General features: G+C 36.2%; 12 protein-coding genes. 8 read left to right on the forward strand and 4 right to left on the reverse strand.

The genetic code is table 11. The features are described from left to right. Positions 1 to 47: 47 nt before the first annotated feature. From ftsZ to QOL71_RS04155, 6 genes are all read left to right on the forward strand, one after another. Complete coding sequence (gene ftsZ / locus QOL71_RS04130; RefSeq protein WP_283415706.1) at positions 48 to 1,922, forward strand: cell division protein FtsZ; 1,875 nt, start codon at positions 48 to 50, stop codon at positions 1,920 to 1,922. Between the two features lie 103 nt (positions 1,923 to 2,025). Continuing rightward, a complete protein-coding gene (locus tag QOL71_RS04135; RefSeq protein ID WP_283415707.1) occupies positions 2,026 to 2,472 on the forward strand; it encodes a GatB/YqeY domain-containing protein in 447 nt (148 codons plus the stop codon). Positions 2,473 to 2,729: 257 nt separating this feature from the next. Next, a complete protein-coding gene (locus QOL71_RS04140) occupies positions 2,730 to 3,140 on the forward strand; it encodes a BrxA/BrxB family bacilliredoxin (RefSeq protein ID WP_283415708.1) in 411 nt (136 codons plus the stop codon). 194 nt (positions 3,141 to 3,334) lie between these two features. Continuing rightward, positions 3,335 to 4,273: a ribose-phosphate pyrophosphokinase gene (locus QOL71_RS04145; protein ID WP_283415709.1), complete on the forward strand. Its 939-nt coding sequence runs from the start codon at positions 3,335 to 3,337 to the stop codon at positions 4,271 to 4,273. Positions 4,274 to 4,318: 45 nt separating this feature from the next. After that, the gene (locus QOL71_RS04150; protein ID WP_283415710.1) at positions 4,319 to 4,972 is read left to right on the forward strand and encodes a 50S ribosomal protein L25/general stress protein Ctc; all 654 of its coding nucleotides are present in this window, start codon (positions 4,319 to 4,321) and stop codon (positions 4,970 to 4,972) included. 86 nt (positions 4,973 to 5,058) lie between these two features. Beyond that, complete coding sequence (locus QOL71_RS04155; RefSeq protein WP_283415711.1) at positions 5,059 to 5,886, forward strand: T9SS-dependent choice-of-anchor J family protein; 828 nt, start codon at positions 5,059 to 5,061, stop codon at positions 5,884 to 5,886. 85 nt (positions 5,887 to 5,971) lie between these two features. On the opposite strand, the gene QOL71_RS04160 is transcribed toward QOL71_RS04155, so the two are convergent. Further along, positions 5,972 to 6,634, reverse strand: a complete 663-nt coding sequence (locus QOL71_RS04160; protein ID WP_283415712.1) for a C40 family peptidase — start codon at positions 6,632 to 6,634, stop codon at positions 5,972 to 5,974. Positions 6,635 to 6,858: 224 nt separating this feature from the next. Continuing rightward, entirely contained in the window at positions 6,859 to 9,057 is a 2,199-nt protein-coding gene (locus QOL71_RS04165) for a glutamine synthetase III family protein (RefSeq protein ID WP_283415713.1), read from the reverse strand. Between the two features lie 356 nt (positions 9,058 to 9,413). On the opposite strand from QOL71_RS04165, the gene QOL71_RS04170 reads away from it, so the two are divergent. Next, positions 9,414 to 11,081 (forward strand): DUF6909 family protein, encoded by a 1,668-nt coding sequence (locus tag QOL71_RS04170; protein ID WP_120211953.1) that lies wholly within the window; start codon positions 9,414 to 9,416, stop codon positions 11,079 to 11,081. 123 nt (positions 11,082 to 11,204) lie between these two features. Here QOL71_RS04170 and QOL71_RS04175 read toward each other — a convergent pair whose 3' ends face one another. Continuing rightward, entirely contained in the window at positions 11,205 to 12,446 is a 1,242-nt protein-coding gene (locus tag QOL71_RS04175; protein WP_283415714.1) for a DUF445 domain-containing protein, read from the reverse strand. Between the two features lie 83 nt (positions 12,447 to 12,529). On the opposite strand from QOL71_RS04175, the gene QOL71_RS04180 reads away from it, so the two are divergent. Further along, the gene (locus QOL71_RS04180) at positions 12,530 to 13,672 is read left to right on the forward strand and encodes a serine hydrolase domain-containing protein (protein WP_283415715.1); all 1,143 of its coding nucleotides are present in this window, start codon (positions 12,530 to 12,532) and stop codon (positions 13,670 to 13,672) included. Here the strand turns inward: QOL71_RS04180 and QOL71_RS04185 are convergent. Continuing rightward, the gene (locus tag QOL71_RS04185; RefSeq protein ID WP_120211956.1) at positions 13,669 to 14,298 is read right to left on the reverse strand and encodes a TetR/AcrR family transcriptional regulator; all 630 of its coding nucleotides are present in this window, start codon (positions 14,296 to 14,298) and stop codon (positions 13,669 to 13,671) included. The genes QOL71_RS04180 and QOL71_RS04185 overlap by 4 nt on opposite strands. Between the last annotated feature and the right edge of the window lie 190 nt (positions 14,299 to 14,488).

A 14,488-nucleotide genomic window follows, 5' to 3' on the forward strand; every position in this document is an offset into this window, starting at 1 on the left:
TAAACCGATTATCATTTATCAACTATCAACTATAAAAAATAACTACTATGGACAATATAAATAATACACAAGGATTCTCATTTGATTTACCAAAAGGCAATTCTTCAATTATTAAAGTAATCGGTGTTGGAGGCGGTGGAAACAACGCTTTGAAGCATATGTACGAGAAAGGGATTTATGGTGTAGATTTCGTGATTTGCAATACCGATGCGCAGACTCTTGACAACAATCCTGTGGCTAACAAAGTTCAGTTAGGCGTAACAATGACCGAAGGTCTTGGTGCCGGTGCTGACCCGGAAGTTGGAGAAAAAGCAGCAATCGAAAGCATTGATGATATCAAAGCATCAATGGGACAAAACACCAAAATGGTTTTCATCACAGCTGGAATGGGCGGTGGAACCGGAACCGGTGCTGCACCTGTGATTGCAAAAGTGGCTAAGGAAATGGGGATTCTTACTGTTGGAATCGTAACCGTACCTTTTAGTTTTGAAGGAAAAAGAAGATTGGACCAGGCTGAATTAGGTTTGGAAAAATTAAGGAATAATGTTGATTCTTTGATTGTCATTAATAATGATAAACTGAGACAACAATTTGGTAATCTTGGTTTCAAACAAGGATTCTCAAAAGCAGATGAAGTGTTGACCAATGCTGCAAAAGGAATGGCTGAGGTGATTACCGGTTACTTCGATGTTAATATTGACTTCCGTGATGCCAAATCTGTATTAGCTAATTCCGGAACAGCATTGATGTCAACAGGAATTGCTAGCGGTGAAAATAAAGCGGAAGAAGCAGTTAAAAAAGCATTGGATTCTCCATTATTGAATGATAACAAAATCACAGGCGCGAAAAATGTTCTATTGCTAATCAGAAGCGGTGCGACTGAAGTAACAATGGACGAAATCGGTGTGATTATGGACCACATCCAAAAGGAAGCTGGAAACACGGCTGATATTATTTTTGGAGTTGGTTCTGATGAGGAATTGGGTGATGCAGTGAGCGTTTTGGTCATAGCAACCGGTTTCTCCAACGATAATAAAAAACATTCCGGCGTTACTGAAACGATTAAATATTCTTTGGAAGACAGACCAAGCCCTTCATCTCACAGAGAATCGCCGTTCAAAAGCAGATTCCAGGAAGAATCAAAATCTGAAGTGCAATCCGGGAAAAATTTTTTTCGGTTAGAAGATGATGAAGATTTCGGAACTTCCAGCTTTCCAACCAATTCCGTTGCAGAAAGTCTTGTAGAAGAGCCAAAAGCAAAAATCGAAATCATCGAAAACGAGGAAATCCAGGATTTCTCAAACGATTATAGTTCTAATAACGAAAAACAGGAATACAACCTTTTCACTTTCGAAGAAGAGAGTTATGAAGAAGTAGATTTGGAGGCACAATCTTTTTCTTTCGAAGTTGAGGAAAAGCCAAAAGCGTCTTTCAAAGAAGAAGTAATTGAAAAGCCTGTTGAAGTCACTTTCACAATTAATGAACCTGCTGTTGAAGAAGAATTTCCTGTAATCGAAAAGCAGGTTATTTCTGAAGTTAAAGAAGAAGCCGTTAACGAAATCATCGAAGAAAAAGTTGAAGAACCAACTCAATTTTCTTTTGCTATTGAAACTAAAGAGGAAATCATAGAGGAGAAAAAGCCGGAACCGGTTCAGGAAACTGAAAGCGGATTTACTTTCTTCAACAAAACGCCTGATGCTTCAAAAGCAATGGAAAGAAGAAATAAGCTGAGAGAATTCAATTCACGTTACCAGCAATTGGATAATGAGAATGTTTTCGAAACCGTTCCTGCTTTCAAAAGAAAGAACATCAATATTGATGGTTCTAATGCATCAGACCAGAATATTAATACTTATTTGTCTGATAATAATGGAAGTATGCAACTGAGAGAAAACCGGTTTCTTAACAAAGATGTTGACTAGAATTGTACTAATGTATTTATGATAGAATGTATTAACGATATTGGATAAGCGTTTTACATTTTATCATAAATACATTAATACCTTTTACATTAATACAGAAAAAATGAGTTTAGAAAATACAATAAGCGAAGCCATCAAAACGGCGATGAGAGAAAAAGACCGTGTAGCTTTGGACTCTCTGAGAGCAGTAAAGTCTCAGATTCTTTTACTACAAACCGAAGCCAGAGGAGCCGAAGTTTCAGCAGAACAGGAGATTGCGATTTTGCAAAGAATGATAAAGCAGAGAAAGGATTCTTATGAGCAGTTTATGGCTCAGGGAAGAACAGACCTTGCTGACGTGGAAGAAGCTCAGATGAAAGTCATTGAGAAGTTTCTACCGAAACAATTATCTGAGGAAGAACTGGAATCAGAAATCAAGAAAATCATTTCTGAAACCGGAGCAGAGACTATTAAAGATTTAGGAAAAGTAATGGGTGTTGCTTCCAAAGCATTAGCCGGAAAATCTGACGGAAAGAGCATTTCCGAAATGGTTAAAAAGCTACTTTCTTAAATCATCAATGATAGTTGATAAGCGATAATTGATAATCATTTATCATTTATATTTTATCAATTATAAAAACTGGATATACTTAATTTGCATATCGATTTGATTAAAGCCTTGAATTTTCGGATTCAAGGTTTTTGTTTGGGAATTCAGTCAAAATGGCGCAATAGATATTTGGTATAATTTTAATAGAATGATTGATCAGATAATGCAAATATTATTTGATTAAATTTGCAATTCGAATTAACCTAAATAAATTTAATATGTATCCAGCAGATTTAGTATTGCCAATGAAGGCAGAACTTACAGATAAAGGTTTTGAAGACCTTACAACACCAGAACAAGTTGACGAAGCGCTTAAGCAAAGCGGGACAACACTTTTAGTAATCAATTCCGTTTGTGGTTGTGCAGCTGGCGCTGCAAGACCAGGCGTTTTGTACTCTTTGACAGGTGAGAAAAAGCCAGACCATCTGGTAACAGCTTTCGCAGGATTTGACACAGAAGCGGTAGCAGAAGCCAGAAGATTATTAGCTCCATTCCCGCCTAGTTCACCAGCTGTGGCACTTTTCAAAGATGGCGAGTTGGTGCATATGCTGGAAAGACACCACATCGAAGGTAATCCTGCAGGCGCAATTGCTGCCAATCTTCAGGCCGCTTTCGAAGAGTATTGTTAATAAAAAACCTAAGACCAGAACAGAGATGTTTCTGGTTTTTTTATGAAATATTAGCGAAAATTATTTTAATTGATGCCAATGTTAATGGGTATTACAACACTTTCGGTTATGAACAGTCTGAAAAGAATCTATGAAAAGTTCACAAATAGACTTTGAGACTTTTCATTATTTTTTAAATTTGCAAAAAAGTAAAAATGTCAGATCAAGCAAGTTATTTGTTTTCTACGAGAACCAGCCACGAGTTGGCAGAAAAAATTGCTCAGTTCTATGGGCAGCCATTGGGAAAAATCAATATTCAGCATTTCAGCGACGGAGAATTTGAACCGGTTTTGGAACAATCCGTTAGAGGAAGCCGGGTTTTTCTTATCGCGTCTACCTTTCCTCCGGCAGACAATCTTTTGGAATTGTTATTAATGATCGATGCGGCCAAAAGAGCTTCTGCAAAGAATATTACAGTTGTAATCCCATATTACGGATTAGCAAGACAAGACAGAAAAGATAAGCCGAGAGCACCAATCGGAGCAAAGCTAGTTGCCAATCTTTTGACGGCTGCAGGAGCGACGAGAATTATGACGATGGATCTTCATGCTGATCAGATCCAAGGTTTCTTTGAGATTCCTGTCGATCATCTTTATGCTTCTACTATTTTCGTGGACTATATTCAGTCACTTAATCTGGATAATCTTACCATTGCATCACCGGATATGGGGGGAGCAAAAAGAGCAAAAAACTACGCAGGTCATCTGGGTGCCGATGTCGTAATCTGCTATAAAGAAAGAAAAAAAGCCAATGTGGTTGAAGAGATGTTTCTGATTGGGGATGTTAAGGATAAAAATGTGATTCTTATTGATGATATGATTGACACTGCAGGAACACTTTGCAAAGCAGCGGATATCTTAATGGAAAAAGGAGCGAGATCTGTAAGAGCAATGGCAACACACGGTGTACTTTCGGGTAAAGCTTATGAAAATATCGAAAATTCTAAATTATTGGAAGTTATCGTAACAGATTCTATCCCGCAAAAAATGGATAAATCCTCCAAAATAAAGGTGCTTTCCTGCGCATCCTTATTTGCCGATGTGATGAATAGCGTGCACGAACACAAATCAATTAGTGATAAATTCATTATCTAAGAAAAAAATTATATATTTGCAACCTCAAATTTTAATCATTATATAATGAAATCTATTACAATTCAAGGTACAAAAAGAGAAAGCGTGGGCAAAAAGTCTACAAAAGCTTTACGTGATGCTGAATTAGTTCCTTGTGTTGTTTACGGAGGTAAAGAGCCATTGAATTTTTCTACTGAAGAAAAATCTTTCAAAGGTTTGGTATATACTCCTGAAGCACACACGGTATCTATTGAGGTTGACGGACAAACAATTCCTGCTGTTCTTCAGGATATCCAATTTCACCCAATCACAGACAGAATCCTACATGTGGATTTCTATCAATTATCAGACGATAAGCCGGTAATTATGGACGTTCCTGTAAGAATTACTGGTCGTGCAAGAGGTGTTGTTGCCGGTGGTGTTCTTAGACAAACTTTCAGAAAACTGAAAATAAAAGCGATTCCTGCAAACTTGCCGGACGAAATCGTTGTAGATGTAACACCATTGAGAATCGGTAACAAATTCTATGTTGAGGCTCTTAAAAATGACGCTTACACTTTTATGCATCCGGACAATGCTGTTATCGTAGCTGTTAAGATGTCTAGAAATGCTATGAAAGGAGGTGCTGCTGCAATGGATGATGAAGATGAAGAAATGGCAGAAGAAGTAAAAGATCAATCTCCACTTGTTCCGACAACTGAAGAAAAATCTGAGGAATAAAAAGTATTCCAGATAAAATATCATAGCCATAGAATATAATTCTATGGCTTTTTTCATATCTTTATATATAATAAAAATGATTTGATATGAAAAAACTTCTATTCTCTGCTCTATTTACATCAGTTATATGCCACGCGCAAACATCAGTTTATACAGAAGATTTTGAAAACGTAACAGACTTATATGGTGCAAACTGGACACTTTACAATGACACAAATACTCCTTACGGTACATATGCAGCATTATTTTCCAATGCTTGGGAAATTGTTAAGTGGAGTGCGGAAAGTGGAAATACGGTAGTTTCCTCGCCTTCATGGTTTACTACAATAGCACCGGCAGACAGATGGCTTATCTCTCCGGCTATAACCTTACCTTCAAACTCTACAATCTCTCTTGAATTTTTTGCAAGATCTCATGATGTAAGCCCTTACGATGATGGTTTCAAACTAAAAATTTCTACAACTAATACTACAAAAGCAGCTTTCACTAATATTGAGACAGTAGATCATGCTCCCAATGTTCCTATTTCAAGTCAGCTAACACCATATACGGTTAATTTATCCGCTTATGCAGGGCAAACTGTCTATCTGGCTTGGGTAAACGACTATACCAATGGAAACCTGCTGAGTGTAGATGATATTAATGTAACAGCTACCCCATTAATGTCAGTTAGTGATTTTAGTAAAAAAAGCTTAACACTATATCCTAACCCTACAGACAACTACTTTCAGCTAAACTCAAATAACGAAAAACCAGAATCTGTAAAAGTTTTTGATCTTTCAGGAAAATTGATCAAAGAATTTTCAGATCTTAATTCTGAAAAATATGATATCGCGAATCTTAAACCGGGAATTTATAATGTTTCTGTTCAAAGTTCAAAATCTACACAAAACATCAAACTTATTAAAAAATAAATCGAGATAATCGTCCTTTATATGTTATAAAATAAAAAACCTCAGAAATGCTTCTGAGGTTTTTTCTGAATATTTTTCAGTCTCTCTAATTATTTAATGCACTTAATGTGTTCTCTTTAACGATTCGCTTAGCGAATTTGAATTTTGGTCCCCAATAGCTGTCATCCAGAGAAGAAACCATTACACCTTTGGACGTTGCTGCGTGAATGAACTTCACCTCACCTTCCGGCGTTACCTCTTCCACGATTCCCACATGAGAAATTCTGCTACCTCTGTGTGAGAAAAACACCAGATCTCCTTTCTGAAGTTCTGTTTTTTCTACAGAATCTCCTTCTTGAGATTGTTGAGCTGCAACTCTTGGCAAGTTCATACCTGCTGCTGCGCCAAATACTGATAACACGAATGCCGAGCAATCTATTCCGCTTCTGGAAGTTCCCCCGAATCTGTATGGAGTTCCTAGATAACTTTCAGCTTCAGATAAGATATTGTCAATGGTGTTGCTGTATTTGATCGCATTTTCTATCGCAGATCTTTTGATAACCTCATTGGTATTAGCAATAGATGCTAAAACTTGTTGTCCTTTGTTGTTTGATTTGTTTGTTACGGGTTTTACGTTTACATCCAATGATGCAAACTTGGCATCAGTTTTGTATGTTTGATTGTTAGAAACCACATAGTTAGAAACGCAAGACTGAAGCGAAAAAAACGTGGTCACAAATAAGATATAAACTAGAACTCTTTTCTTCATATATATTTAATTATTTGTGTTAAACTTGAGTTGGTTTTTTGTGATTGCATAGCAAAAATAGCCAATACTCATTAAAGGACATTTCAAATCAATTTGAGCGTTCTTGAGTTTAACATAATTTAACAGTCTTTTTAAGAATGTTAAAAAAAAACAAACCGCAAAGCCTTTATTTAGACTTTGCGGTTTTATTTTTAGTTAAGATTCTTTAACGTTTTTGTAGATATTTATCTAGTGAAGAGTAATTCTCTATATTTTGTCATCGGCCACAGCTCATCGTCTACCATCATTTCCAAAGCATCTGATGCCTCTCTGATGTTATCAAAAAGAGGCTTAACTTTGTTACAGTATTCCTCTGCTTGTTTTTGACTTCCTGATGTATTTTTAGCCTTTTCTTTCGCTGCCAAAAGATTATCAACACCAACTTTGATTTGAGAAACATTACCGGAAATATCAGAAATCAAACTCAATTGTTCTTTTGCCAAAGTCTTGAATTCTTTCTCGCTGAAAATTTCTTTCAATCCTTTAACGTTCTCAATTAATCTGTTTTGATAATTAAGCGCTGCAGGAATAATGTGGTTTCTTGCGATATCTGCCAAAACTCTGGCTTCGATATCAATGACTGTTGAATATTTTTCCAGCTTGATTTCGTTTCTGGCTTCGAACTCACGGTGTGAGTAAATTCCTAACTCTTCATAAAGCTCAACGAATTTTTGGTCTAATTCCATTTTAAGAGCTTCCGGAGTTGTTTTCAAGTTGTTAAGACCTCTTTTCTTAGCTTCTTTTGCCCAATCGTCTGAATAACCGTCACCTTCGAACATAATGCTCTTAGATTGCTTGATGTATTCTCTTAATACATTGAAAATGGCTTCATCCTTCTTAAGACCAGTTTCAATCAAAGCATCCACTTCAGCCTTGAAAGTTTTCAATTGTTTAGCAGCAATTACGTTCATTACAGTCATTACTTCCGCACAGTTTGCAGAAGAACCAACCGCTCTGATTTCGAATTTGTTTCCTGTGAATGCAAATGGAGATGTTCTGTTTCTGTCAGTATTATCTAAAAGAATTTCAGGGATTTTTCCAACAACATTCAGTTTTAATTCTGTTTTCTCTTCCGGAGACAATTTTCCGTCCGTCACTTTTTCCAATTCTTCCAAAACACCGAACAACTGGCTTCCAATGAAAGCAGAAATGATTGCCGGCGGCGCTTCGTTAGCTCCCAATCTGTGGTCGTTGCTCGCAGATGCGATAGATGCTCTCAACAAATCCGCATAATCGTGGACCGCTTTCAAAGTATTCACAAAGAACGTCAGGAACTGAAGGTTTTTCTTCGGATTTTTACCCGGACTCAAAAGGTTTTCGCCTGTGTCAGTTCCCAAAGACCAGTTGTTATGTTTTCCACTTCCGTTGACACCGGCAAATGGTTTTTCGTGAAATAAAATATGGAAGTGATGCTTGTGAGCAATTCTCGCCATAATATCCATTAATAATGAATTGTGATCAACAGCAACATTCGCTTCTTCAAACATTGGCGCCAATTCAAATTGATTTGGAGCAACCTCATTGTGGCGCGTTGTTACAGGAATTCCCAACTTCATACATTCGATTTCCAATTCCTTCATATAGTTCATTACTCTTGTAGGAATCGAACCGAAATAATGATCATCAAGCTGTTGTCCTTTCGCCGGAGAATGTCCAAGTAAAGTTTTCCCTGTCAAAACCAAATCCGGTCTTGATTGATACAAAGCTGTATCTACCAGGAAATATTCCTGTTCCCAACCCAGTGTCGGAGAAACTTTTGTTACGTTTTTATCGAAGTAAGATTTACAAACATCTGTCGCTGCTTCATCAACCGCGTTCAAAGCTCTTAATAATGGCGCCTTATAATCTAAAGTCTCACCAGTGTAAGAAATGAAAATCGAAGGAATACAAAGTGTAGTTCCCATAATGAAAGCCGGAGAAGTCGGATCCCAAGCGGTATAACCTCTCGCTTCGAATGTATTTCTGATTCCACCATTCGGGAAAGAAGAAGCATCCGGCTCCTGTTGAATCAACATTCCGCCACTGAATCTCTCGATAGCTCTTCCACCCTCTATAGGTGTAAAGAAAGAATCGTGCTTCTCAGCAGTTGCACCTGTTAACGGTTGAAACCAGTGCGTGTAGTGGGTAACGCCTTTTGACATAGCCCAATCCTTCATCGCAACAGCTACCTGGTCTGCAATGTGTCTCTGGATTTTTGTTCCTTTTTTAATGGCGTCCAAAATAGATTGGAACGCTTCTTTAGTCAGATATTCTCTCATTGTTTCTTCTGAGAATACATTTTGACAAAACAATTCAGACAGTTTTGCAGGAACTTCTATGAAATTATCTTTTCTGTAATTTCTGAATGGAAGCTCGGCTAAGGCTTTAAATCTTAATGTTGACATAAAAGTGTGTTATTTTAAACGAGGCAAATTTACAAAAAATATAATTCGAAATTAGTTTACCCCTTAAAATTTATAGACACTTTCAAATAAAATAAATTTTAACTAACAACAACCCCTTAATTTCACAACATCAACACAAGTTAAAGAGAAAAGAATGTTTAGTTTTTATTATCAAAACATGAATAAAAATTTATTTTAGAATATAGACAGGAAAGTTTAACTTTAAAAACTGTTGTCAAGAAAGCAATAACAATCAATAAAAGACAATAACAATCTCAAAATCAAATGTTTAAATATTTTATTTTGATTTAAATAAATTTTCATAACTTTGCAGACTTTTACAAAAATTTTAATATATGGCAAATTCAAGAGCAAGAGAAACCACAGAAGCTATCGAAAGATTATATGTCTCTATGAGACACTTATTCTATAGAGGATTTTTCAAACCATCTGGAGTGTCGGGTGAATCATTAAGAAAATTATTAATGATTATCAATCCGGAGATCTACGGAAGTATGAGCGTTCCTAATAAGATAGAACTAGACGGTTTGCTTTATGTTCTTGATCGTCTTCCGGAAGGTATCGAAGAATGTTCTTTTATCCATTTAACTTCCGACGAAGGCTTCGATAAAGGAAGTTTTGAACCAATCGTTCCGAAGAAAAGACGCAGAAATTGCTACAGAATAGATGAACACCAGATGAACATCGAAGTTCTTTTGGGTCGCTCTGAAATTTATGACATCCTGACTCACTTAACGTTCCTTTATCTGGAAGCAGACAAAATCAGAAACATAGGTTTCGATCTGGATAACGAAGGTCGCCCGAAACGCATCTGGAAAATCATCGAAGAAGTTGCTAAAGGCGAGAAAAAATACAGCAGAAAAGAAAAAGAAGTCGCATTGATTCATCTTTCCTCTTTCTTAGGACGAACTTTTGATGAAACACTTAATGCTTATAACAACTTCGGAGATGATAAAAATCCCGACCGCTTGTTCAAGATTATTTACTGGCTCGGTCAGATTAGCCTGGAAGACTGGAAAGAATTGAGAGAGAGAGAAATCTATTTCTCAGCCATTCTTCAGGAAAGAGTCGGACATCACCTTTTCGGGGAAAAATGGGCCAATAAGATCAAACAGGTTTTGGTGGAAAACAATCTTCATATGAGACCGCTTCATATCATCAGTGCCAATATGCACTCTGTGAAAAATATGGTTTTTGCCAATGATGCTCTTAATAAAAAAGGAACAAAAGAGGTTGATTATAAATTATTTGCTGACATCAGTAACAAAAAAGAACTTCAGGAAAAAGTGCTTGATCACGCTCTGAAAGAAGGAATGATCTATATTGATGACAATAGCGGAAGCAACATTGATGTTCAAATCATCGATCTTGCCAAGACTGAACTTAAGAATACCGTTTTCGCCAATCAAAAATATAAAGGTGACGATGTGATCCTGGTTTTTGATTACGCTTTTGGAGAACAGGCTTTTGAGGTAATGGACGAATTACTAAGACCTTATGAAGTGAAAGGCGAAGTCTATATGATGAAAGTGAAATCGGTTTCGATAATGGGTAAAGCCGGGATCTTAACCGGAGGAAAAGGCGATATTATGATCCCGACTTCTCACATCTTTGAAGGTACTGCTGATAATTATGTCTTCGAAAATGCTCTAAAGGCAACTGATTTTGTAGATGATGAGATCAAATCTTTCGAAGGACCGATGATCACTGTTTTGGGAACATCGCTTCAGAACAAAGACATTTTATCTTACTTTATGACAACGTCCTGGAAAGCCATCGGTCTGGAAATGGAAGGCGCACATTATCAAAAAGCGATTCAGGTGGCGAGCAAAATCCGTCATCACATTTCTCCGGATCTGTTTGTAATGTATGCTTATTATGCATCGGATAATCCATTGGAAACAGGAAGTACATTATCTTCCGGCGGACTTGGACTCACAGGTGTAAAACCAACTTATATGATTACTCATAAAATCATCGAGAAAATTCTTGAGAAGAAATAAAAATAGAAAGCCTCCAAAAATTGGAGGCTTTTTTGAACTACAAAAGTCACAAGAGTTTTTTTGATTTAATATAACTAAGTTTATCATTAAGATGATTCTTTTGTGACTTTTGTGGTTTATTCATTAAATAAAATTCGCAATCGTGTAAATCAGCAAACCAACCAAGCCACCAACGATTGTTCCGTTGATTCTTATAAATTGCAAATCTTTTCCGACTTCTAATTCCAGTTTTCGACTGAGTTCTTTGCCTTCCCAATTTCCGACAGTTGTGCTGATGAGTTCGCCAAAATTCTGAGTGTTTTTCAGAATATATTTATAGGCTGTCAATCTAACCCAATTGTCAATTCGGTTTTGGAAATTTTCATCATTTTGAAGGTTAGAAACAAATTCATCAATGTTTTTTTTGACATAAGATTTTAGTTTAGAATCTTCTTCAGACAATTCTTTCATCAATGATAATTTTAAAGATTGCCAAATATCGGATGAGTATTGTTTGATCTTATCACTTTGTAGAAAATCCGTTTTGATCGAATCAAACTCCGTTTTCCACTTAGATTCTTCTTTCAGTTCTTTTGAAAAATCCAGGATTTTGTTGGTAATTTCTGATCGTAATGGATGACTAGGATTTTCTTCAACTTCGAGAAAATAATCGCTTAAACCTTTTGTAATTTTTTCGGCAATTTTATTATCCACAGATTTGGGAATCAAAAAGAAACTCTCCTTTCCTACTCTTTCAGAGATCATTTGTTGATTTTCGAGAATATACTTTTTGATTTGAGAACTTAGGTTGGTAATGATTTTTTGATGATCATTTTTATTGAGAAGATATTCGATTCCGTTTCCGATGACCGAATTTAACTGGATAGAATCTGTCATTTCCTCAGCTTTATTTGAAATAAATTTCACAACAGATCCATCATCGAGTTTATTAATAATATCTTTAAGAATTGATGACAGTTCATTAATCAAAAGATTCTGATTTTTATCCTTAGAAAGCCAATCGCCAACATAAACCGAAACTTTTAGTTTTTGAATGTAAGGACGGATATTTTGAGGAGAAAGAAAATTATCCACCACAAAGTTCCCAAGATTATCGCCAATTTTTTCTTTAGAATTTTCGATGAGGTTGGTGTGTGGAATTTTAAGTCCTAATGGATAATTGAAAAGCGCAGTCACAGCAAACCAATCCGCCAAAGCACCAACCATCGCCGCTTCGGAAAATGCTCTGATATAGCCAATCCAATGTGAATGATTTCCTTTTTGTAAAATCGTCATCGATACAAAAGTAACGGCCATCAGAATAAATAATCCTGTGGCGAGGGTTTTATATCGTTTGAGCTGCTGTTTTTTCAATTCATCATTCATAAATCAGGAAAATCGAAAATCATTCCAAACAAAATTATCAATATTTGATTAAAATAAATATTTTTACAAATAAATCTCTCTGAATGGCGAAGAAAATTCTAAATATAGTTTTATTGATGATTGCCGGAATTATTTTAACGGTATATATCACCGGCTACAATTATCTTTTCCGTGGAATAAGATTGACTTATCTAAGAGGTGAAACCGGACCAACGTTAAATGACGGAACAGACTTCCCATCGAAAACTATTTCAAGAGGAAACCCAAAACCCTGGCCACTCGATATTAATTATAACAAAACGGCATTATCTCCGGAACTGGAAAAGCATCTTAAGGAAACAAAATCAGTTTCTTTTTTAATCATTCAGCACGGAAAAATTCTGCAGGAACATTATTGGGAGAATTATAATAAAGCTACTCCGGGCAATTCATTTTCGATGGCCAACACCATAACAACGCTGTTATTAGGAAAAGCCATTGACGACGGAAGAATAGAAAGCATTAATCAACCATTTTCTACATTCTATCAGGAATTTTCAAATGACAAATTTGGGAAAAATCTAACCTTAGCGAATCTTGCTTCAATGGAGACAGGATTGGACTGGAAGAATGATTACAAAAATCCACTCTCTCAAAATGCAGAATTATACTATGGATTTTCCCTTTCCGATATTATTTTCAAAAGCAAATTCAAACAAAATCCAGGAGAACAATTCGAATATCAGTCAATTGCTCCCCAACTTTTAGGTTTTGCTGTTGGTAGAGCTGTGCAAATGCCTTTGTCTTTTTATGCATCTGCAAAACTGTGGAAACCTCTCGGGATGGAACAAAATGCGAAATGGACAACGGATGATCTTGGGATAGAAAAATCGTTTTGCTGTATCCATTCCAATGCAAGAGATTTTGCAAAGATTGGATATTTACTACTGAATAAAGGGAAATTTGAAAATATCCCATTAATCAACGAAAATTTTGTTGACCAAATGATAACGCCGACTGAACATTCCAACGGAACTTATGGTTTAGGCCTTCGTATTAATTATGACACAAAAATCCACCATTATTATATGCATGGACTCAATGGTCAATACGTTATTATAGTCCCGGAATATGATATGATTATTGTGAGATTAGGCAACGAAGAATCCCCGGAAAAAGACTTCAAAAACAGACCAAAAGAAATCGAATTTTATATTAACGAAGCCCTGAAGTTTGAGAAAAACTAATCCGCGTCATAATCCAACAAAGCAAATACACTTAGCAAAGTGCTGTTCTTCAGTTTCTGCTCAGCTTCTTTCATATATTGCGCATCGTTGTTTGCAGGAACATACATCTCATAGAAGTTTTTGTTCCTGATCACAAACAAAGTCGACCCGATAATCATTGTCAGGATATCTTCAGACTTTGGCGCATTATGAAAAACACCGGAAACAATTCCTCTTTTGATGATCTCGTCCAATCTGCCGACACAAGTCTGGTAAAACTCCAAAAGATCATCCTTCACATTATCCAAAGAACGCATCTCCTGCGTCACAAAACCGTGAAAATAGCTGTATTTGAAAAGCAAAGAGATCACATAATTCACAATCTCTTTCATCTGCATTTCGGGTTTTCCTTCCTTTATGGTCTGTGCAAACTCAGAAAAGCTTTCTTTTGTTCTCTGCACACGATACTGATAAAGGTAAGACATCATCTTTTCCTTAGAACCAAAGTAGTAAGAAATCATAGCCACATTGATATTCGCTTTCGAACAAATATCTCTCACAGACGTGCCTTCAAAGCCTTTTTTTGCAATCAGTTCTTCTGCTACATCCAGAATTTTTGTCTGTTTATCAGTAAATTTTTTTCTCATTCGCAACCAAAGATTTAATGTAAAATTAAACTATTTTTCATCATTTACAATAAGTTTCGACAACAGATTTTAACAAAATTTAACTTTTTATGATCAGCATAATAATTAGATCCGCTTTATCCGTCCACAGTTTATCCTGAGCAAAGTCAAAGGGGTCTGCTGCAAGCAATTCGGTGTTCAGAAAAAGACC

It is taken from the genome of Epilithonimonas pallida (assembly GCF_900182975.1).
GTDB classification, from domain to species: domain Bacteria; phylum Bacteroidota; class Bacteroidia; order Flavobacteriales; family Weeksellaceae; genus Epilithonimonas; species Epilithonimonas pallida.

What these genes read in the sequence shown, in the direction of transcription:
- QOL71_RS04155 (WP_283415711.1), top strand. Translation starts at nt 5,059, where the DNA reads ATGAAAAAACTTCTATTCTCTGCTCTATTTACATCAGTTATATGCCAC.
- QOL71_RS04145 (WP_283415709.1), top strand. Translation starts at nt 3,335, where the DNA reads ATGTCAGATCAAGCAAGTTATTTGTTTTCTACGAGAACCAGCCACGAG.
- QOL71_RS04165 (WP_283415713.1), bottom strand. Translation starts at nt 9,057, where the DNA reads ATGTCAACATTAAGATTTAAAGCCTTAGCCGAGCTTCCATTCAGAAAT.
- QOL71_RS04185 (WP_120211956.1), bottom strand. Translation starts at nt 14,298, where the DNA reads ATGAGAAAAAAATTTACTGATAAACAGACAAAAATTCTGGATGTAGCA.
- ftsZ (WP_283415706.1), top strand. Translation starts at nt 48, where the DNA reads ATGGACAATATAAATAATACACAAGGATTCTCATTTGATTTACCAAAA.
- QOL71_RS04170 (WP_120211953.1), top strand. Translation starts at nt 9,414, where the DNA reads ATGGCAAATTCAAGAGCAAGAGAAACCACAGAAGCTATCGAAAGATTA.
- QOL71_RS04135 (WP_283415707.1), top strand. Translation starts at nt 2,026, where the DNA reads ATGAGTTTAGAAAATACAATAAGCGAAGCCATCAAAACGGCGATGAGA.
- QOL71_RS04160 (WP_283415712.1), bottom strand. Translation starts at nt 6,634, where the DNA reads ATGAAGAAAAGAGTTCTAGTTTATATCTTATTTGTGACCACGTTTTTT.
- QOL71_RS04175 (WP_283415714.1), bottom strand. Translation starts at nt 12,446, where the DNA reads ATGAATGATGAATTGAAAAAACAGCAGCTCAAACGATATAAAACCCTC.
- QOL71_RS04140 (WP_283415708.1), top strand. Translation starts at nt 2,730, where the DNA reads ATGTATCCAGCAGATTTAGTATTGCCAATGAAGGCAGAACTTACAGAT.
- QOL71_RS04150 (WP_283415710.1), top strand. Translation starts at nt 4,319, where the DNA reads ATGAAATCTATTACAATTCAAGGTACAAAAAGAGAAAGCGTGGGCAAA.
- QOL71_RS04180 (WP_283415715.1), top strand. Translation starts at nt 12,530, where the DNA reads ATGGCGAAGAAAATTCTAAATATAGTTTTATTGATGATTGCCGGAATT.